The 19,547-nt window shown below is 29.8% G+C and carries 15 protein-coding genes and 1 riboswitch; of the genes, 4 read left to right on the forward strand and 11 right to left on the reverse strand.

The annotated features are described in order from the left end of the window. Positions 1-76: 76 nt before the first annotated feature. The 6 genes from rlmD to lysA form a co-directional block, all read right to left on the reverse strand. A complete protein-coding gene (rlmD, locus tag AC2D6T_RS06030; RefSeq protein ID WP_484680825.1) occupies positions 77-1,528 on the reverse strand; it encodes a 23S rRNA (uracil(1939)-C(5))-methyltransferase RlmD in 1,452 nt (483 codons plus the stop codon). Positions 1,529-1,630: 102 nt separating this feature from the next. After that, positions 1,631-3,955, reverse strand: a complete 2,325-nt coding sequence (locus AC2D6T_RS06035) for a type IA DNA topoisomerase (RefSeq protein WP_484680826.1) — start codon at positions 3,953-3,955, stop codon at positions 1,631-1,633. A gap of 12 nt (positions 3,956-3,967) precedes the next feature. Beyond that, positions 3,968-4,174 carry a hypothetical protein gene (locus AC2D6T_RS06040; protein ID WP_484680827.1) on the reverse strand — a complete coding sequence of 69 codons (207 nt, stop codon included), beginning with the start codon at positions 4,172-4,174 and terminating at the stop codon, positions 3,968-3,970. A 33-nt stretch (positions 4,175-4,207) separates the two neighbouring features. Then, positions 4,208-6,331, reverse strand: a complete 2,124-nt coding sequence (locus AC2D6T_RS06045) for a Tex family protein (protein WP_484680828.1) — start codon at positions 6,329-6,331, stop codon at positions 4,208-4,210. A 116-nt stretch (positions 6,332-6,447) separates the two neighbouring features. Continuing rightward, complete coding sequence (locus tag AC2D6T_RS06050; RefSeq protein WP_438988287.1) at positions 6,448-7,005, reverse strand: GNAT family N-acetyltransferase; 558 nt, start codon at positions 7,003-7,005, stop codon at positions 6,448-6,450. 53 nt (positions 7,006-7,058) lie between these two features. After that, positions 7,059-8,303: a diaminopimelate decarboxylase gene (lysA, locus tag AC2D6T_RS06055; RefSeq protein ID WP_484680829.1), complete on the reverse strand. Its 1,245-nt coding sequence runs from the start codon at positions 8,301-8,303 to the stop codon at positions 7,059-7,061. Between the two features lie 258 nt (positions 8,304-8,561). Here lysA and AC2D6T_RS06060 point away from each other — a divergent pair, with 258 nt between their 5' ends. The 3 genes from AC2D6T_RS06060 to AC2D6T_RS06070 all read left to right on the forward strand — a co-directional run bounded on the left by AC2D6T_RS06060 (position 8,562) and on the right by AC2D6T_RS06070 (position 13,617). After that, positions 8,562-10,421, forward strand: coding sequence for a DNA topoisomerase IV subunit B (locus AC2D6T_RS06060; protein ID WP_484680830.1), 1,860 nt, complete (start codon positions 8,562-8,564; stop codon positions 10,419-10,421). Further along, the gene (locus tag AC2D6T_RS06065; RefSeq protein ID WP_438988290.1) at positions 10,418-10,612 is read left to right on the forward strand and encodes a hypothetical protein; all 195 of its coding nucleotides are present in this window, start codon (positions 10,418-10,420) and stop codon (positions 10,610-10,612) included. The genes AC2D6T_RS06060 and AC2D6T_RS06065 overlap by 4 nt, the downstream gene beginning before the upstream one ends. A 275-nt stretch (positions 10,613-10,887) precedes the next feature. Next, positions 10,888-13,617, forward strand: a complete 2,730-nt coding sequence (locus tag AC2D6T_RS06070) for a DNA gyrase/topoisomerase IV subunit A (protein ID WP_484680831.1) — start codon at positions 10,888-10,890, stop codon at positions 13,615-13,617. 23 nt (positions 13,618-13,640) lie between these two features. Here the strand turns inward: AC2D6T_RS06070 and AC2D6T_RS06075 are convergent, their stop codons facing one another. Together AC2D6T_RS06075 and AC2D6T_RS06080 are read right to left on the reverse strand one after the other, a co-directional pair. Next, on the reverse strand, positions 13,641-14,777 hold the full coding sequence (locus AC2D6T_RS06075; protein ID WP_484680832.1) for an ABC transporter substrate-binding protein: 1,137 nt from the start codon (positions 14,775-14,777) through the stop codon (positions 13,641-13,643). A gap of 175 nt (positions 14,778-14,952) precedes the next feature. Continuing rightward, positions 14,953-15,195 (reverse strand): hypothetical protein, encoded by a 243-nt coding sequence (locus AC2D6T_RS06080; protein WP_484680833.1) that lies wholly within the window; start codon positions 15,193-15,195, stop codon positions 14,953-14,955. A 77-nt stretch (positions 15,196-15,272) separates the two neighbouring features. Beyond that, positions 15,273-15,530, forward strand: a riboswitch (cobalamin riboswitch). 88 nt (positions 15,531-15,618) lie between these two features. Between AC2D6T_RS06080 and AC2D6T_RS06085 the strand changes: the two genes are divergently transcribed. After that, entirely contained in the window at positions 15,619-17,562 is a 1,944-nt protein-coding gene (locus AC2D6T_RS06085) for a TonB-dependent receptor plug domain-containing protein (RefSeq protein WP_484680834.1), read from the forward strand. 99 nt (positions 17,563-17,661) lie between these two features. Here the strand turns inward: AC2D6T_RS06085 and AC2D6T_RS06090 are convergent, their stop codons facing one another. From AC2D6T_RS06090 to AC2D6T_RS06100, 3 genes are read right to left on the reverse strand one after another with little or no spacing between them, the layout of a single operon-like run. Beyond that, complete coding sequence (locus tag AC2D6T_RS06090) at positions 17,662-18,174, reverse strand: DUF7935 family protein (RefSeq protein ID WP_484680835.1); 513 nt, start codon at positions 18,172-18,174, stop codon at positions 17,662-17,664. Positions 18,175-18,177: 3 nt separating this feature from the next. After that, on the reverse strand, positions 18,178-18,897 hold the full coding sequence (locus AC2D6T_RS06095) for a DUF3307 domain-containing protein (protein ID WP_484680836.1): 720 nt from the start codon (positions 18,895-18,897) through the stop codon (positions 18,178-18,180). After that, positions 18,882-19,511 (reverse strand): SatD family protein, encoded by a 630-nt coding sequence (locus AC2D6T_RS06100; protein WP_298946544.1) that lies wholly within the window; start codon positions 19,509-19,511, stop codon positions 18,882-18,884. The genes AC2D6T_RS06095 and AC2D6T_RS06100 overlap by 16 nt, the downstream gene beginning before the upstream one ends. Between the last annotated feature and the right edge of the window lie 36 nt (positions 19,512-19,547).

The following is a 19,547-nucleotide window of genomic DNA, read 5'->3' on the forward strand; positions in this document are numbered from 1 at the left end:
ATTTATTTTGATAGCATAAAAGTATAAATATTATCTATATTTAGCAAATATGGATAAATTGTTAAATAAAGTCTATTTACTTCTCAAACAAAACCACAGTTTCTATATGGCTTGTGTGCGGAAATTGATCTACCAAACTTATTTTTTTCATTTGATAACCAGCTGCTGCTAACAATTCTGTATCTCTTGCTTGTGTGGCTGGGTTACAAGAAACATATACCATTCTGTCTGCATTTAAGTTGATAATTTTTTGCAGTGTTTTTGGTGCAATACCAGCTCTTGCAGGATCTAATATGATTGTTTTTATTTTATTTTGATATTCTGGATGTGCTATTAAAAATTTACCAACATCTGCTGCAAAAAACTTTAAGCCTTCTATATTATTTCTTTTAGCGTTCTTTTTTGCATCTGCTATGGCTGATGCTACAATATCTACACCCACAATTTTTGCATTATCGCTTTTAGAAGCTACAATTTGACCAATGGTTCCTGTGCCACAAAATAAATCCATAACCACAGTATTGTCTACTTTGGTTTTATCCTCTAAAACATATTCCACTACTTTAGAATATAATCTTTCTGCACATTTTGGGTTGGTTTGAAAAAAGCTTTTCATGCTAATTTCAAAGTTTAAACCCAACAATTCTTCTACAATTTTATCTTTACCATACACCAACTCTAAACTACCCGAAGTAGCAATGGTTCTGTCTCCAGTTTCATCGTTAATAGTATGTAATAAACCTGCTAAACGATCTCCTAAAATATCTTTTAGAAACGCCGCAAATTTGTTTAAATCGAATTTATCTAAATCATCAGAAGTTGTTACTAAATTACATAACAACTCGTCTGTTTTAAAAGATTTTCTAACCACAAAATATCTAAAAAAACCTTCTCTTTTTGGTCCATGCCAAGGTTGTAAACCTGTTTCTTTACAATACTTACGAATGTTTTTAAGATTGTCTTCTAACTGCTTGTCAAACAAGCCAGAATCTTTTTCTAAATTATCTCCCATCCACCAAACACCACGTCTTTTAAAACCTAGTGTAAACTCGTCTTTATCTGTTTTTTCAATTCTGTCGTAACCAATAGCAGAAAAACCATATTCCATTTTATTTCTGTAATGAAATACGTTTGGCGAGGTTACAAACTCATCAAAAAGATCTTCTATATTAGTAACTTTACCAATTTTTTTAAAAAGAGAAAGTGTGCTTTCTTTTTTGTATTGATGTTGTAAATTGATAGGTAATTGAATGTAAGGTGCCCCAGGAATATCTTGATAAGGAACTTTAACTTCATCTTTAGAAGGTTCTAAAACATCAATTAACTTAGCTTCTGCGTATTTTTTGCTAGATTTTTTTATTTGTGCCTTTACCAATTGACCCGGTAAAGTATTGGGTACAAAAATGACAAAACTGCCTTCTTCAGAGTGTATTCTGGCAATACCTTTTCCTCCAAAAGCATAATCTTCTATGGTAAGTTCTAAAACTTGATTTCTTTTTACAAATTTATTTCGTTCTCTACGTGGCATTTTCTGTATTTAGTGGATTGCAAAATTAGCAAAACTTATTGATTGAAGTAGGAATTGAAATGTATTTATAGAAAAACATTTTTATTTAAAAAAAGAGGTATTTTATTTAGAAATAATTTCTAAAACCAACGCTTTGGTTAGTGGTTTTCCGTTGGCAATTTTTTTGATATTTTCAAAGGTAAAAACAAAATCGCATTCTTTTTTATAATCTGAACATCCATAAGCTGTTTTTCCTTTTAGAATGGTTCCTTTTTTACATTTTGGACAAGTTATTTTACTTTGCAGCGATTTGTCTGCATCAGGAGTGAGAGTTTTTTTAGGTTCAAACTTTACATTAAAATCATCATCAAAACGAAGTAAACCTTCTGCCTTAGTATCATTTACAGAAAACCCTTTTAAATTGTTAGTACAACCTTTGTCTATTAATCTAATAATCTGGTTTTCAGAAATTTTTTTATCGTAAAATTGAAACGGAATTTTTAAATCGCAATTGTTTTTATATTCAGAGCAACCATAAGCTGTAGAGCCTTTTAACAACTGCCCTTTTTTGCATTTTGGACAAGTTTTACCTACTACTTGTTTTTTTGTTTTTTTGTTTTTTCCACTTTGTGGAGATTTCTCTTGGGTACTTTGACTGACACTATTAGAGGAAATTCGTTTTTTAGTCGTGTTAGAACGTACTTCATAAACCAGTTCATCAACCATTTTTTTCATGTTATTGATAAACGTTCCTGCATTAAAATCTCCACGTTCAATTTCTTTAAGACGTTTTTCCCAACGCCCAGTTAATTCAGCAGATTTTAGTAATTCATTATCAATAATATTTATCAGATCGATTCCTGTTTGTGTAGGTAAAACCAGTTTTTTCTTACGTTCTATATATTTTCTTCTAAATAAAGTTTCAATAATACTTGCTCTTGTTGATGGTCTTCCGATTCCATTTTCTTTCATCAGCTCACGCATTTCATCATCATCTACTTGTTTACCAGCAGTTTCCATAGCTCTTAACAAACTTGCTTCTGTAAAGTTTCTTGGTGGCTTGGTTTCTTTTTCTAAAAAAGAAGGTTCATGAGTGCCTTTTTCACCTTTGGTAAAACTAGGTAAGGTAGTTTGTATATTTAGCTCTTTTTTCGCCTTGCTTTCTTCAGTTTCAAAAACGATTCTCCAGCCTTTAGTTAAAATTTCTTTACCTGTAGTTTTAAAAGGAACTTCTGCAGCTTTGCCTAAAACAGAAGTGTTAGAAACATCTGAATCTGGATAAAAAACAGCAATAAAACGTTTGGTAATAATATCGTAAACTTGTTGTTGATTATATTGCAAATTCCCTTGAATTCCCGTAGGAATAATGGCATGGTGATCTGTTACTTTTTTATCATCAAAAACACGTTTAGACTTTTTTATTTTCTGTCCTAAAAGAGCTTGTGTAAGCTTACTATAATTGGTTAATTTCGATAAAATTCCATGTACTTTCGGATACACATCATTAGGTAAAAAAGTGGTATCTACTCTCGGGTAGGTTACAACTTTCATTTCATATAACTTCTGGACTATTTTTAAGGTTTCATCTGCAGAAAAACCAAACTTATTGTTACAATATACTTGTAAACCTGTTAAATCGAATAGTTTAGGTGCGTATTCTTTTCCTTTTTTCTTTTTTACAGAAACAATTTCAAATTCAGATTGCGCAACTTTATCAGCTAAAACTTGTCCGTCTTCTTGTTTTAAAAAACGACCGTCTTCATAATTAAAAAGGGTGTTTCTATAAGTTGTTTGTAGCTCCCAATAAGGTTGTGGTTTAAAATTTTGAATTTCGAAATAACGATTTACCAACATAGCTAGGGTAGGAGTTTGCACTCTACCTACAGACAAAACTTGTTTGTAACCACCAAATTTAACAGTATATAAACGTGTTGCATTTAAGCCCAATAACCAATCTCCAATAGCTCTAGAATAGCCAGCATAATATAAATTATCGTAATTTTCTGCAGGTTTTAAGTTGTTAAATCCGTCTTTAATGGCTTCTTCTGTTAATGATGAAATCCATAAACGTTGTACTTTTCCTTTATAATTACATTGATTGATTACCCAACGTTGAATGAGTTCTCCTTCTGTTCCAGCATCCCCACAATTAATAATTACATCTGCTTTTTCAAATAATCCTTTTACAATATCAAATTGTTTTTTAATTCCAGAATCGCCTGTAACTTTGGTGTCAAAACGTTCTGGTAACATGGGTAAATTATTCAAATCCCAACTTTTCCAATGAGGTTTGTAATCTTTAGGCTCTAAAAGAGTACATAAATGCCCAAAGGTATAGGTTACAGCATAGCCATTACCTTCGTAAAAACCATCACGTTTTGTGTTGGCTCCTAGAATATTAGCAATCTCTCTTGCTACACTTGGTTTTTCGGCGATACAGACTTTCAATATTTTAGATAATTAAAGACTCGAAAGTAATAAAATTAACGGTATTAATAAATAAAAAATGATTCCTAATTTTTTAGCAATAATTGCGTCTTCAAATTTCTTGATGTAACCGTACTTTATAAAACGTTCAAGTTCAGTGTCATTATAATCTTTAACATGAAGTAAATCTGAACCAAAACTAAAAGGTAGTAAAAGATATCTTAAAGATAAACTTTCCATTTTTCTTTTACATGTATTTTTTTTGATTCAATTTTACTTTACCAATTCTAATTGAATTCGTTTTCTAAACACATCTACCTCTAAAACTTTTACCACAATTTGTTGTTGTAAACTTACAATAGTATTTACATCTTTTACAAACGAATCTGATAAATTAGAAACGTGAATTAAGCCACTTTCTTTAATACCAATATCTACAAAACAGCCGAAATTAGTAATGTTATTAACGATTCCTGGTAAGAGCTGTCCAATTCTTAAATCATTAATGGTTTTGATATTTTTGTCAAAAGAAAACACTTTGGCTTTTGCTCTTGGGTCTAAACCTGGTTTTTCTAACTCGTTAATAATGTATTTTAAAGTTGGTAAACCGTTAGTTTCTGAAACATAATTATTTACATTTATTTGTTTAAGAATTTCTTTGTTCCCAATAATATCTTTCACATTCGTTTTTAAGTCTTTCGCAATTTTATCAACCAAAAAATAACTTTCAGGATGTACACCAGAATCATCTAAAGGATTCTTTGCATTTTTAACTCTTAAAAATCCTGCAGCTTGCTCAAAGGCTTTTCCTCCTAAACGTGGTACTTTTTTAATCTCATTTCTAGAAGAAAAAGAACCATTTTTATTTCTGTAATTTACAATATTAGTGGCTAATTTTGGTCCAATTCCAGAAACATAACTTAGTAAAGATTCGCTTGCAGTATTAATGTTTACACCCACTATATTTACGCAACTTTCTACAACCGTATCTAAAGATTTTTTTAGTTTGGTTTGGTCTACATCATGCTGATATTGCCCAACTCCAATCGATTTTGCATCAATTTTAACCAGTTCTGCTAAAGGATCTTGTAAACGTCTACCAATAGAAACGGCACCACGAACTGTTACATCGTAATTTGGAAACTCATCTCTAGCAATTTTAGAGGCAGAATATATGGATGCTCCAGCTTCACTCACCACAAATACATCAATTGCATTTTTAAACTGAATTTTTTTAATCAATTGTTCTGTTTCTCTAGAGGCTGTTCCATTTCCAATAGCAATAGCTTCAATTTTATGGGCTTCTGCTAAAGAACTAATTTTTTTAATCGCATCTAAAGATTGGTTTTGAGGTGCATGTGGAAACACGGTTTCATTATGTTTTAATTCTCCTTGTTCATTTAAGCAAACAATTTTACAGCCAGATCTAAAACCAGGATCTATTGCCAACACTCGTTTTTCTCCTAAAGGAGCCCCTAACAATAATTGTTGTAAGTTTTTCGCAAAAACGGCTATGGCACTTTGATCAGCTTTTTCTTTGGCAATTGATAAAGCTTCATTGGATAAAGAGGGAAATAACAAACGTTTAAAAGCATCTTGAATTGCCCATTGAATTTGAGTAGTACATTCGTTGTTTGTACGAATAATTCTACTTTCCATTTTTTGAAGCGTTCTTTCTGTATCAATTTCTATTTTTATACGAATAAACCCCTCTTTTTCGGCTCTTAAAATGGCTAATAATCTGTGCGACGGAATCCGGTTTAAAGATTCACCCCAATCAAAATAATCTTTAAATTTTTGTGCTTTTTCATTATCTATTTCCTTTTTTATTACTTTAGATGAAATAGTACCGAAGCGTTCTAGTTGATAACGAATATTATTTCTAATATCTGTACGTTCGTTAATCCATTCTGCAATTATAAAACGTGCGCCTTCTAGAGCATCTTCAATTGTATCAACTTCGTTGGAAGTATATTTAGAGGCTGTATATTCTAAATCATTTACACGTTGACTCATAATCATTTTTGCCAACGGCTCTAAACCTTGTAAACGTGCAGATTCTGCTTTTGTTTTTCTCTTTTTTTTATAAGGTAAATAAATATCTTCTAAGGTAATACTGTCTTTTGCACTTTTTACTTTCTGAGTTAATTGAGCAGTTAAAACCTTTTGCTCTTCTAAAGCTTTTAAAATGGCAATTTTTCTTTTTTCTAAGGCTTCAAAAGTTTCTTTAATTTTTACAATTTCTCCAATTTGAACTTCATCTAAATTTCCAGTCATTTCCTTTCGATATCTAGAAATAAAGGGAATAGTTGCATCTTCATTTAACAATGAAAGTGTATTGGAAACCGATTTTTCTGCTAAGTTGGTTTGTTGTATTACGTATTGGAGTAGTTGCATTTATTTTTAAATATTTATCAAATTTAAACTGTCTCCTTGAGCGTAGTCAAAAAGATTATAGTTTTTAAAAATTTTATTAGTTTTCGTCTGCGCTGAAAAGACAAGAATTAATTTTTTTAAGAAATTACTTTCTCATAAGCAAAACGTTTTGCATTATATGAAGTATAAATAACGCCACAATATTGGTAACCCAATTTTTTAATTAAAGATTGCATTCCGATATTTTCTTCATGTGTATCAATCTTTAAACTTTTTATGTTTTTTTCTAATAATTGCAAGTGAAATTCATGAAACATAAAAGTAGCCAAACCATATTTTCTAAATTCTTTTTTGATGGCCATTCTATGAACTACGCCATATTTTTCATCTTCACTTACAATCCAATTACCATCTATAATTTTTTTGTATGTGGGCTCTTTTCTTGTGGTAAACATAGAAGTTGCCATAACCTGATTTTCATCATTTACAACCACATAACTTTCACCTTTTTTAATATCGTTTTCAACTTGGGCTGCATTTGGATAGCCATTTTGCCATTGATCTATCTTTTGTGATGCTAAATACGCTTTTGCATCATCAATAATTGTTAGAATATTTGGAATATCTTCTGTTTTAGAAAGCCTAATTTTCATTATCATAAATTTAGACCCCACAGGTTTTTGTACTGAATTCATTACAGTATCTAAACCTGTGGGGTCTGTAAAAATAATTTATTTTTTAGAAAAAGTTAAAGAGTAACTGCTTCTTTTTTAGTTTTTTTTAACTGAGAAAATTCGACAACTTCTTGATTGTGTAAAATATCTTGAATCGTTTGTCTTTTTCTAATCAAATAGTCTTTTCCTAGATGAACCATTACTTCTGCAGGTAAATAACGCGAATTGTAATTAGAAGCCATAGAATAACAATAGGCACCAGCATTATGGAAACACAAGACATCCTCTTCTGAAATTTCTGCAATCCTTCTGTTAGAACCAAAGGTATCCGTTTCGCAAATATACCCCACAACAGAGTAGTATCTATCTCTTCCTTTCGGGTTAGAAATATTGGTTATATGATGGTAAGAATTGTACATCATAGGTCTTACCAAATGATTAAATCCAGAGTCTACATGCGCAAAAACGGTAGAAGTGGTTTGTTTTACAACATTTACTTTTGCTAAAAATACACCAGCTTCAGACACTAAAAATTTTCCAGGTTCAAACATTAATGTAATGTCTTTGCCATATTCTTTACAAAACTCGTTAAAACGTTCTGATAATTGTACGCCTAATTGTTCTATATCTGTAGAAATATCTCCTTCTTTATAAGGCACTTTAAAACCGCTTCCAAAATCGATAAAATCGATATTTTTAAATTGTTTAGCCACATCAAATAAAATTTCTGATGCACGTAAAAAAGTATCAATATCTAAAATATCAGATCCTGTGTGCATGTGAATTCCGTTAATATTCATACCCGTATTTTCTACCACACGTTTAATATGTGGAACTTGATGAATAGAAATCCCAAATTTAGAATCGATATGACCCACAGAAATTTTAGAATTTCCACCAGCCATAATGTGTGGATTGATACGCACACAAACAGGAATTTCTGGGTGTTTTTGACCAAATAATTCTAAGATAGATAAATTATCAATATTAATTTGAACGCCTAATTTTGCAACTTCTTCAATTTCTTGTAAAGAAACTCCATTGGGTGTATAAATAATATTTTTTGGATCTATACCTGTAGTTAAGCCCAATTGCACCTCTTGATGAGAAACTGTATCTAAACCAGCACCTAAATTTTTAAAGAATTTTAAAATATTTATGTTTGATAATGCTTTAACGGCATAATTTAATTTTAAATTTTTAACATCACTAAAAGCGTTTGTTAACCTATTGTATTGCGATTCAATTTTATCTGTATCGTAAACATATAAGGGACTTCCGTATTTATTTGCTAATTCTAAAAGTTGCGAGTTTTCCACGATATTTTTTGTTTATTTTTGTCAAAAGTAGTTAAAATGTTTAGTTCTAAATCATTTGTTTAAAAATATAACATATTGTTTTTTATTGTGAATTTTGTAAAAGTAATACACTACATATTTTAGGTAATATGTAAATTAACAAACGGGTTTTTTCTCGTTGAAATCCTGTTGATAACTAATTGTTTTTGTTATTTTATTTTTTGTTGTGAAACCCTATTTTTACAAGTACTTCAAACCTAAAAGTAGTAAACGTTTTTTATGAGTCAGGAAACAAAATATACAGAAGATAATATTAGATCTTTAGATTGGAAAGAGCATATTAGAATGCGTCCAGGAATGTACATTGGTAAGTTAGGAGATGGTTCTTCTGCAGACGATGGTATTTATATTTTGGTAAAAGAGGTTTTAGACAACTCTATTGACGAGTATGTAATGGGGGCAGGTAAAACCATAGAAATTTCTATACAAGGTAGCAAAGTTACAGTTCGCGATTATGGTCGTGGAATTCCGCTAGGAAAAGTAGTAGACGTAGTTTCTAAAATGAATACAGGTGGTAAATACGACTCTAAAGCCTTTAAAAAATCTGTAGGTTTAAATGGGGTGGGTACCAAAGCTGTAAATGCACTCTCGTCTTATTTTAGGGTAGAGTCTACACGTGAAGGTAAATCTGCTTCTGCAGAATTTAGCCAAGGTAATTTAGGAGAACAAGAGTTTTTAGAAGAAACCTCTCGAAGAAAAGGTACCAAAGTTCAGTTTATCCCAGATGAAACCATTTTTAAAAACTACAAATTTAGAAACGAATATGTTTCTAAAATGTTGAAGAATTATGTGTATTTAAATCCTGGTTTAACCATTATTTTTAATGGAGAAAAATACTTTTCTGAAAACGGATTAAAAGATTTATTGGAAGATAATAACAACAAAGATGATATGTTGTATCCAATAATTCACTTAAAAGGAGATGATATTGAAGTTGCTATTACACACAGTAAAACTCAGTATTCAGAAGAATATCATTCTTTTGTAAATGGACAGCATACCACACAAGGAGGTACTCACCAATCTGCATTTAGAGAGGCTGTTGTTAAAACCATTCGTGATTTTTTTGGTAAAAACTTCGAAGCTTCAGATGTACGTAAATCTATCATTTCAGCTATTGCAATAAAGGTGATGGAGCCTGTTTTTGAAAGTCAAACTAAAACCAAATTAGGTTCTACAGAAATGGGTGGAGATTTACCAACTGTTAGAACGTATATCAATGATTTTGTTAAAACACATTTAGACAACTATTTACATAAAAATACAGAGGTTGCAGACAAACTGCAAAAGAAAATTTTACAAGCAGAAAAAGAGCGTAAAGAACTTTCTGGAATTAGAAAATTAGCGAGAGATAGAGCTAAAAAGGCCAGTTTACACAACAAAAAACTAAGAGATTGTAGAATCCATTTAGGGGATACCAAAAAAGAAGCACATTTAGAAACTACTTTGTTTATAACAGAGGGTGATTCTGCTTCTGGATCGATTACAAAATCTAGAAATGTAAACACACAAGCTGTTTTTAGTTTAAAGGGAAAGCCTTTAAATTCTTACGGATTGAGTAAAAAAATAGTGTATGAAAATGAGGAATTCAATTTATTACAGGCAGCTTTAAATATAGAAGATGGTTTAGAAGACTTACGCTACAATAATATTGTAATTGCAACAGATGCAGATGTAGATGGTATGCATATCAGGTTGTTATTAATTACTTTTTTCTTACAGTTTTTTCCAGAATTGATCAAAGAAGGGCATTTGTATATTTTAGAAACGCCTTTATTTAGAGTGCGTAACAAAAAGCAAACGTTTTATTGTTATTCTGATGATGAAAAAAGAGAAGCTATAGGAAAATTGAGAGGCAAACCAGAAATTACACGATTTAAAGGTTTGGGTGAGATTTCTCCAAACGAATTTGTCCATTTTATAGGTGATGATATTCGTTTAGACCCAGTAATGTTAGACAAAGAAATGTCTATAGAGCAAATGTTAGAGTTTTATATGGGTAAAAACACTCCTGATAGACAAAAATTTATCATCAATAATTTAAAAGTTGAATTAGATTACGTAGAAGAGGAGGTATGAAAAATATAAAAATAGTTTTTAATATATTTTCAATAATTTTTGCAGTTATTCTAATTTTTTGGATTACTCAAATCAATTATGATGATTTATCATTTAAAGAAAATTTATCAGCATATTTAGGAATTTTATCAATGTCTATGATGACAATTGCAATGCAAATGATAGGAAAAGGTATTAATAAAAGGAAATAAAAATATAGAATTGGTATTTTCTTATTTAGATGAATTAATTGAGAAAAAAGAAAGTCCGCCAAAGAGAAATCAAATAGGTTATATCAAAAATAAAGTTAATAAGTAAACTTGCGTTAGGGATTGAAGTGGAAATTCTTTTTATTGTCAGTTCGAGTTTTTTTGTGAAGTATGAACAAAAAAGTATCGAGAACAAAATAAAAAGATTGTAACGTAAAGCCCGACCTTTAGGAAACACCAAAATAAAAAAAACACAATTAAACGATTTAACGTTTTTTATGAGTGAAGAAATAAACGAAAACGAACACGAAGAAGAATTAACAAATCAAGGAGAAAATTCTCAAGAGGAAACTATTACTAAAGTTACAGGAATGTACAAAGAGTGGTTTTTAGACTACGCTTCGTATGTAATTTTAGAAAGAGCAGTTCCGTCTTTAGAAGATGGTTTAAAGCCTGTACAGCGAAGAATTATGCATTCTATGAAAGATTTGGATGATGGACGTTACAACAAAGTAGCCAATATTGTTGGGCATACCATGCAGTATCATCCTCATGGAGATGCTTCTATTGCAGATGCAATGGTGCAAATGGGGCAGAAAGAATTGCTAATAGACATGCAAGGAAACTGGGGTAATATCTTAACAGGAGATAGAGCTGCAGCATCAAGATATATAGAAGCGCGTTTGTCTAAATTTGCTTTAGATGTGGTGTTTAATCCAAAAACCACAGAGTGGAAATTGTCTTACGATGGTCGTAAAAAAGAACCTATAGATTTACCCGTAAAATTCCCATTATTACTGGCACAAGGTGCAGAAGGAATTGCAGTAGGTTTATCAACTAAAATATTACCACACAATTTTGTAGAATTAATAGATGCATCTATAAAATATTTAAAAGGCAGAAGTTTTAAAATTGTACCTGATTTTTTAACAGGTGGAATTGCAGATTTTACCAATTATAATGATGGTAAAAGAGGAGGGAAGGTGCGTATTCGTGCAAAAATTTCTCAGCTAGATAAAAAAACGTTGGTTATTAATGAAATTCCGTTTTCTACCACAACACAATCTTTAATAGACAGTATTTTAAAAGCCAATGATAAAGGTAAAATTAAAATAAAAAAGATTGAAGACAATACTGCAGCAGAGGTAGAAATTTTGGTGCATTTACCACCCAATGTTTCGCCAGATAAAAGTATAGATGCATTATATGCATTTACAAATTGTGAAACTTCTATTTCGCCTTTATGTTGTACTATTGAAGATAATAAACCTGTTTTTTTAGGAGTTTCTGAGCTTTTAAAACACTCAACAGACTTAACAGTTGAGTTGTTAAAACGTGAACTAGAAATTCAGTTAAATGAATTGGAAGAGCAATGGCATTTCTCTTCTTTAGAACGTATTTTTATAGAAAATAGAATTTATAGAGATATTGAAGAAGAAGAAACTTGGGAAGGTGTAATTGCTGCCATTAACAAAGGTTTACAACCACATATAAAGCATTTAAAACGCGCTATTACAGAAGAAGATATTGTACGTTTAACAGAAATTAGAATTAAAAAAATATCAAAATTTGATATTGACAAAGCCAAGCAATTTATAGAAAGTTTAGAAGACAAAATTGCAGCAGTTAAAAATAATTTAGCCAATTTAATTGAGTTTGCTATTGATTACTTTAAAAACTTAAAAGAAAAATATGGCAAAGGCAAAGAACGCAAAACAGAAATTAGAATTTTTGATGATATTGTAGCTTCAAAAGTAGCCATGAACAATGCAAAACTCTATGTAAATAGAGCAGAAGGGTTTATTGGTACTTCTTTAAAAAGAGACGAATTTATTACAGATTGTTCAGATATTGATGACATTATTATTTTTAGAAAAGATGGTCAAATGATGGTGACAAAAGTAGACTCTAAAACCTTTGTTGGTAAAGATATTATACATGTGGCTGTCTTTAAAAAGAAAGACAAACGTACTGTTTATAATATGATGTACAGAGATGGTTTAAAAGGGCCTTCTTACATGAAACGTTTTAATGTAACATCTGTAACTAGAGACAAAGAATACGATTTAACCAATGGTAAAAAAGGCTCTGTTGTACATTATTTTACAGCAAATCCAAATGGTGAAGCAGAAGTTGTAACTATTAATTTACGTTCTGTTGGTAGTGTTAAAAAATTAAAATGGGATGTCGATTTTGCTGATTTAGCAGTAAAAGGACGTGGAGTTCGAGGAAATACAATTACCAAATATGCCATTAAAAAAGTAGAATTTAAAGAAGCTGGAGTATCCACTTTAAAACCACGTAAAATTTGGTTTGATGACGCTGTACAGCGTTTAAATGTGGATCATAGAGGCGAATTGTTGGGTGAGTTTAGAGCAGATGATAAATTATTAATTATCACACAAAGTGGAAAGGCAAAAGCAGTAAAACCAGATTTGGCAATGCATTTTGAAGATGATATGATTATATTAGAAAAATGGAAACCTCAAAAACCGATTTCTGCTATTTATTATGATGGTGAAAAAGAACGTTATTATGTAAAACGTTTTTTAATAGAAAACCCAGAAAAAGAAGAAGAGTTTATTTCTGATCATCCAAAATCTCAGTTAGAAATCGTAGCAACCGATTATAGACCTGTTGCAGAAGTACAATTTTCTAAACGTAGTTTAGATAATGAAGAAGTTAATTTTGAAGAGTTTATAACTGTAAAAGGTATTAAAGCTTTAGGAAATCAATTAACTACAGATAAAATTAAAAATGTAAACCTTCTAGAACCTTTAGCTTATAAAGAAGAAAATGAGGTTGATTATAAAGAAACAGAAGTGATTGATGAAGAGGTTGCAGAGAATAAACTTCCCATAGAAATAGATGAGGTTGCCCCTAAAAAAGCTATTTTAGAAGAACTATCTGCAGAAGAAAAAGCACGTATTGCCTTGCAAAAATCAATTACCAAAAAGAAAGCAGCAGAAAAAAAGAGAGATGATGAAAATCAACAGAAGTTATTTTAAAATAAAATAAGAGATGTTTACAATTAATTCATCTTTTCAAAGAAAGTTAATTTATATTTTGGTAACAAATCAGGATTTGTAATTTTAATAATATCTTTTAAAACAAAATCGGGTCTTGTAGGTGCTAATTCATAATAAATAACACCTCCTGTAATTCCTTTTTTGGTGGTCGGTGTATAAATTTTATCATTTTTAAAAGCATTAAATTTAGCGTACAAAGAATTATTATTTACCAGTTGTTTTTGGGTAGAAAAATAACCTGGAGCTATCCAAAAATCAGCATTTTGTGCCTTGTCAAAAACGCTTTCAAAACTTAGTGATAAACTTCCTTTTCCTTCTGTTTTCTCCCATAAATAATCAACATTTGCATCTTTTAAAAAGGTAGCCACAAAACTGTTTCCAGCAGGTAAATTCCAAATATCTTTACTCATAATGGCACCTGATAAAATGGTTGGTTTTTTAGTTGCTTTTAGAGCAATTTTTTTAGCTTCTAGATAATTAGTTTCAATTAGGTTAAAAATACTATCTGCTTGTTGTTCCTTATCAAACAAAACTCCAAAAAATTTAATCCATTCAGCTCTACCTAAAGGTGTTTCTTCCAACCAATCTCCATTATAAATAACTTTAATGCCTGCTTTTTTTAAGGTTGATAAACTTTTATCTGCAGAAGCAACACTATAGCCAACCACTAACTCTGGCTGTAAATGCAATAATATCTCTGTATTTAAAGAAGATTCTTTGCCAATTTCTACAATGTTACCTTTATCTATTAAAGCTCTTGTTTTTTCGGATGAAATATATGTAGCATTTGGAAAACCAATAATAGCATTTTCTTCATCTAATAATTCAATCATTGGAATATGTGTTGTGGAAGTCGTCACAAAGTGTTTTACAGGAACTTCAATAGTTTTGTTATTTTTATTAGCAATAGTATTCTTTCTTCTTTGAATGATACTATACTCAAAAACTTCTTTAGAATTTTGATATGCAGCTTTAATTATTAACTTTTTTACGCCATTTTCTTCAATAATATCAAAACCTTCTGCATACTTAATACTACTTTTTTGCCTGGAATTTGTATCTTTTTTTATCACTTCTTTTTTACAAGAAAAGAATATGAAAAGCAACATTAAAAAGAAACTTATGTTGTTTTTTTTCATTTAGGATATGTTTGGTTTTCTTGTTTTTGAACTCTTATAAAAATCATTCTTCTGTTTAATTTTTGTAAGTTCGGTAAAATGTGGTTCTTTTTTCTCATTTTTTTCCTGTGCCTTTGCTAACAACTATGTTTTTTAAAACATTTTTTGATGCTTACTTGCAAATTCTTTTATGCTTCTAAAGAAAAATGCTTGTGATTTGATGCAAATAACTTTTTTTAAAAAGAGCTTTAGCCATTTCAAAAGTCTCAACAGTATCAATATTTACAGCTATATTTGGTGTTTCTTTACCAACAAGGTCACTATGTAAAAAAGTAAATTCTCTTTCTATATTTACTTGCGAACGCAATTTTAATGTAGAACGTTTTAAACGAATCATTATATTTTTAAAACCTAGTTTTAGGTCGTTTTCTATCCTCATAATTGTATAAAAATATTAGAGTTTAAAGATATAAATTTTAAGAAAGATTATGTTAGATTATTTATAAGAATACATATATATTTGTTACGATTTTTGGTTTTAATGTAGTAATCTACTGCATTAAATTAAAAGGGAATCTGGTTAAAATCCAGAACTGTACCCGCAACTGTAAGTTAAAACTGAATGTTGTTTGTTAAAAACAAATAGATTTCAGTACCTCTTTAGAGGATGTTGTTAACACTATTGCCACTGTTTAAAATGATTGAGTTCAGAAAAATGGGAAGGCTAGCAACATAAAAACAAGTCAGGAGACCTGCCAATAATCAACAGTAAAAAAACTTTCGGGATAAAAGTTTATGTACTATAATATATTTCTGTGCACGAAATTTACCTGATTTAATGTAAATCAAATTTATTAAAAAAATGAAAAAACAATTACTAATTGTTAGTGTATTGGTATGTAATCTTGTCAACGCAAATCTTTTTGCACAAAAAAAACAGCAAAAAGAACGTGTAGAAACTCTAAAAGAAATTGTAGTTACAGCAACTAAGTTTACTTTAAAAAAAGAAAATACAGGTAAAGTAATTCATAAAATTACACAAAAAGAACTACAGCAAAATGCAGGTAAATCTGTTATAGAAATTCTTAACACCATTGCTGGTATAGATGTTAGAGGTGTGAATACCAACCCAACAGAACCTAGAAGCATCAATATTAGAGGTGGTAGAAGCAGACAGGTTTTGGTATTAATTGATGGTGTTCCAGTAACAGATCAATCTGCTATTAATCAAGAATTTGATTTGCGTTTATTAGCCGTAAACCAAATAGAAAGTATAGAGATTTTAAAAGGAGCCTCATCAACTTTATATGGTTCTGGAGCCGCAACTGCTGTAATTAATATCGTCTTAAAAAAAGCTTCTAAAAACAATATATCTGGTTCTTTTGAAACTAGTTTAGGAACCAACAATACTGCAAATACATTAAAAAGTAGTTTGTCAGATAGAAATCAAAATATTAACATAAATGGTAGTGTTGGTAAATTTAATTTTTTAGCATCGTTTAGTTTAACAGGTGTAAATGGCATGTCATCTGCTGTAAGTAAAACCAATACTGTTTTTGAAGACGATGCCTTTTATTCTAAAAACACACTTCTTAAGTTAGGGTATCACATTCATAAAAATTTAAAAATAGAAACTTTTTTAAATTTTGATGATTTTAAATACGATTTTGATGCAAGTTTTTTTTTAGATAACCCTGTAAATAATGGCGATAACCAACAGTTTAGGTTTGGTGTAAAACCTACGTTTACATACAAAAATGGTCAATTGTATTTGTTAGCTTCTGTAAATACTGTAGATAGAAACTTCGATCAGTTTAATGCTTTTGCAGGTACTTTAGATTTTTATAATTTTAAAGGTAGAAGTGTACATTTAGATTTGGTAAATAAATACGAATTCTCTAAAAGTTTACAACTTATTGCAGGTATTAATTACCAAGAACATAGCAATAATACAACAACACCATTTGCAATAATAAATAAGAAAGTAGCTAATTTTAATACGCTAGACCTTTATGCAAGTGTCGTCTTTATTACCGATTTTGGAGCTAGTTTTAATGCAGGTTTACGTTACAATATGCATCATGTTTATGGGAATCAATTAGTGTATGATGGTAATATAGCGTACACTGTTTTAAAAAGTGAAAACACCAATATAAAATTATTAACTTCTTACAGTACAGCATTTATAGCACCTAGTTTGTATCAATTGTTCGATGGTTTTGCAGGTAATATTGATTTAAAACCAGAAACTAATGAAACTTTTGAAGCTGGTTTTGATATGAATTATCAAGATTGGCTGCAGTTAAATGCTGTATATTTTAAAAGAGAAGAAAATGATGCCATAATTTTTGATACTACTACTTTTAAATATGCAAATGGATCTACAAATGCGAATGGACTAGAAGTTAGCACTAAAGTTGTACCAACAGCTTTCTTATCTGTAAACGCCTCTTATACTTTTATTAATAAAGATGAATTTGAAGATTTTGATGATTATATACCTGCTAATAAATTAGTGGTAGGCTTAGATGTAACTCCTTTTAAAAATGCATTTTTAAATTTTAATTACAGAAATGTCGGTAAAAGAACTTTTTTTGATAGATATGGTTCTTTTGGGAATGCAGATGAAGATGTAATTTTAGAAAAGTATCAAGTTTTAGATGTTATGGCAAATTATAAAATATTGAATGGTACAGTTACTTTTTTTACCGCTTTTACAAATTTATTAAATGAAGATTATAATGATGTTTTAGGCTATTCTACAAGAGGTAGAAATTACAAAGTGGGCATTAGGCTGCAATTTTAATTCAGTAGAAAATACACTTAAAAAGAAAAAATAATATCCCGTTTTATTAGAATTCTCATAAATAGAAAAGCCTTTTCTTAAAGAAAGAAGGCTTTTTAGTTATAATAATTTTCTCACTTCTTTTTTTATAAACACTATAGCAGTTTCTGTTGGTGGTGTAGATTTAGAATAGTCAATCAACACGTTTTCTCTTAAATCCATAGCAGAGGATGCGTTTTCTGCAACCTTTTTTAATTTATTTATAACCGCATTTTTTGCTGCATAAATGGCTGTCCAAGTTTCATCAGAGATGTAAATTTGCTGTACTAAATTGTGTTCAAATTCTTGATTGATGTTTGCAATTAGCAATTCTAAATAATCGTTTGTATTGGTAGAAATTGGCTGAATTCGCATGAGCATTTTTACAGGGTTTATACGCTCACAAAACAACATTAAACGCTCATAAGCTTTTAGTTTTATAGGTAAAGATTCTTTTTTTTGTTGTGCTAACAGAGCTAATTTTTTCTCTTTTACAGTATTATTTAAAAAACCGTTAAACATATAATAAGCTACAAAACCCGTTATTGCAGCTGGTAAAATATAAGCGAAACTTTCTAAAATTTTATCTTCCATAATTTATATTAATGTTGCTAAATATCGGTATAAGATTCCTATTAAAATGGCAAAACCAAAACTTAATAAAGTACCAATTAAAATGTATTCTGTTAGTTTTCTATCTTTAGAAGAGCTTAAATCTCCAAATCTAAAAACCGATTTTGCTGCTAGTAAAAAACCTATGGCTTCCCAATGATTGGTAATTACAAAAACAAACACAAATAAACGTTCTAAAATACCAATATAACGTCCTGCTTTTGCTAAAGAATCGTCGTTTTCTTTCTTGCTTTCAGGATTCCATTGTGTAATAATTATTTTTATTATGATAGATGATACACTAACCAATAAAACAATAGAAATTAATAGTAGTAGTGTTTTTTCATTGATGATTTTATCTAAAGAAATTATAAACGGATGATAATAATTTGTAATAATTACTATAACTAAAATATGAGCAATTTGGTCTATAAAAAATAAAGTACGATTTGTTTTGATCTTCTGAAGGTAGAGTTTTAAAAGGTCAATCAAATAATGAGAACCAACAATTACTAATACGCCTAACCAGTATTTTTGAATATCAAAACCGATAAAAATAAATAACAACAAGAAATGTATACCAATATGTACGTATAGCTCTATAGATTTTATCTTCTTCTTTTCTTTCTCTTTTACCCATTTATAGGGTTGAAATGTAAAATCTCCTAAAAAATGTGCTAGTAAAATTTTTAAAAAGAATACCATCCATTTATTTTTTTATGTGTTACCATATTATGATATATTTTTTCTAATCTTAGAATTTCATCAAGCCCAGCCCTTTTTCTTCTTTCACTTGCGCTACTTTCTGAAATATTTAACTCTTTAGCTATTGTTTTTTGGAGAGTTTCTTTTTTGTTTAAGTATTTTACAGCAAATTCCGCAGAGTTTGTTGTCCAATTATCCATAGTTAATAACGCTAAAGCAAGTGTACTATTCATTATTTCATTAAATTGTTCATCATCAGTTAAAATAGCTAAATTTTGTTTTTTTATTATAGAGTCAAATGCTTTTCCACTTAAAATAAAAGCTTCTCCATTTCCTTCAGTTATATTTTTATAGTTATTGTTTTTTTTACCAATACCAATAGCGATTCGAACATCTAAATTTTTTATTTGTTTTAAAATAGCTTTTAATTTTATTGCAAAAAACAATCCATTCTCTGCTTCTTCTATCTCAATTTGAAAACTATCTCCCCTAAATATTTCCCAAGTTTTCGGAGTTTTTCCAATACTATTAAAGGCAGATTTTAGCATAGGTAACCACTTATCTGAATCAACTTTTCTTGAGTTGATAATATCTCCTGTAAGAATACTTGTCATTTATTTTTTTTTGTAAATATAACTTTTTGCTCATAA

The sequence above is a fragment of the Polaribacter sp. YIW18 genome (assembly GCF_057219325.1).

Bases quoted from the DNA above. Each gene is read 5' to 3' on its own strand.
- rlmD (WP_484680825.1), bottom strand. From the start codon at position 1,528: ATGCCACGTAGAGAACGAAATAAATTTGTAAAAAGAAATCAAGTTTTA.
- AC2D6T_RS06040 (WP_484680827.1), bottom strand. From the start codon at position 4,174: ATGGAAAGTTTATCTTTAAGATATCTTTTACTACCTTTTAGTTTTGGT.
- AC2D6T_RS06045 (WP_484680828.1), bottom strand. From the start codon at position 6,331: ATGCAACTACTCCAATACGTAATACAACAAACCAACTTAGCAGAAAAA.
- AC2D6T_RS06050 (WP_438988287.1), bottom strand. From the start codon at position 7,005: ATGAATTCAGTACAAAAACCTGTGGGGTCTAAATTTATGATAATGAAA.
- AC2D6T_RS06060 (WP_484680830.1), top strand. From the start codon at position 8,562: ATGAGTCAGGAAACAAAATATACAGAAGATAATATTAGATCTTTAGAT.
- AC2D6T_RS06065 (WP_438988290.1), top strand. From the start codon at position 10,418: ATGAAAAATATAAAAATAGTTTTTAATATATTTTCAATAATTTTTGCA.
- AC2D6T_RS06070 (WP_484680831.1), top strand. From the start codon at position 10,888: ATGAGTGAAGAAATAAACGAAAACGAACACGAAGAAGAATTAACAAAT.
- AC2D6T_RS06075 (WP_484680832.1), bottom strand. From the start codon at position 14,777: ATGAAAAAAAACAACATAAGTTTCTTTTTAATGTTGCTTTTCATATTC.
- AC2D6T_RS06080 (WP_484680833.1), bottom strand. From the start codon at position 15,195: ATGAGGATAGAAAACGACCTAAAACTAGGTTTTAAAAATATAATGATT.
- AC2D6T_RS06085 (WP_484680834.1), top strand. From the start codon at position 15,619: ATGAAAAAACAATTACTAATTGTTAGTGTATTGGTATGTAATCTTGTC.
- AC2D6T_RS06090 (WP_484680835.1), bottom strand. From the start codon at position 18,174: ATGGAAGATAAAATTTTAGAAAGTTTCGCTTATATTTTACCAGCTGCA.
- AC2D6T_RS06095 (WP_484680836.1), bottom strand. From the start codon at position 18,897: ATGGTATTCTTTTTAAAAATTTTACTAGCACATTTTTTAGGAGATTTT.
- AC2D6T_RS06100 (WP_298946544.1), bottom strand. From the start codon at position 19,511: ATGACAAGTATTCTTACAGGAGATATTATCAACTCAAGAAAAGTTGAT.